The sequence below is a fragment of the Pseudomonas sp. genome, assembly GCF_037994325.1.
Classification (GTDB): Bacteria; Pseudomonadota; Gammaproteobacteria; order Pseudomonadales; family Pseudomonadaceae; genus Aquipseudomonas.
Genome location: NZ_JBBNAH010000063.1, coordinates 1 through 1,020, shown reverse-complemented (window position 1 = coordinate 1,020; position 1,020 = coordinate 1). Strand labels below are relative to the sequence as shown.

1 pseudogene is annotated in these 1,020 nt (G+C 60.0%); it reads right to left on the bottom strand.

Going from position 1 to position 1,020, the window contains the following annotated elements:
- Positions 1–1,020, bottom strand: a pseudogene (locus AAAB16_RS01980) (hypothetical protein); the annotation flags it as partial.

Below are 1,020 nucleotides of genomic sequence, written 5' to 3'. Positions count from 1 at the left end.
TCGAGCTGGCGTGATTGAGCAGGCCTTCGCCCATCAGGCTAAGGTTGCCGCCTGCGGTGATAAACGCCCCACGACTCGCTTCGGTAACCAGCAAGCGGTCACGTTCGAGGATTTTCCAAACCTGGTTTTCCTTACCGCCGTCGCAATCGCCGGCGCCGTAGTCACTGCTGCATGGCAGTTCGGTAATACGGGCGGCGTATTTTTCCTGGCGGGTGCTGAGTACGTCGCGCCTGTTGCTGATGCGCTTGGCTTTAAGCGTTAGCTCGCCAGCGCTTTCGATGCTGCCGGAGCGGTTGTCGACCGCATCGGTGGCGGTGATTGCCAGGTTGCCGAGGCTGTAAACGTCGCCGTTTTGGTTGGTAAAGCTGTCGACGTTAAGGGCCATATCCTGGCCGCTAAAAATCAGGCCGGCTTGGTTCAGCAACGTCGATGCATCAAGACGAACAGAGCCAGCACCGCCCAAGGTTCCCTGGTTGCTCAGCGAGCCAGCTTTTATCGAAACATCGGCCGCACTGGTGAGGCTTTTGGTGACGGTCACCGCGCCGCTCGAAACCACCTGCACAGCGCCATCGGCATGGGCTTTATCGGTGAACTCAATCTGCTCGGCCTTGGCCCGTAACTGCCCAGCGCTTACCACCCGCGCCACGGTTAATTTGCCGTTGGCGTCGATCTGAATATCGTCACCGCTGGCCGCCATATCGCCGGCCAGCTTTACCCCGACACCCGCCTCGGTGCCGACTAAACGAATCGCGCCGGCGTACATGCCACCAAGCGCGGAACTGTCGATAGAAACGCCAGGCCTTGAGCTACTGGCATCAGCTTTGGCCGTGGCCGCCAAGGTCGCCGCATCCACGTCGTTGCGGCCGGTTATCACGTTTAGCTGCTGGGCATAAATCGCCGCATTGAGCTTGGCGCTGCGGGTGATCAGGTCGAACTGGCTGATATTGGCGGCGTTAAGGCCGGCGCCATCGATAACGATCTGGCCGCCATCAACATCGAACCGCTTCAGCTGCCCAGCCT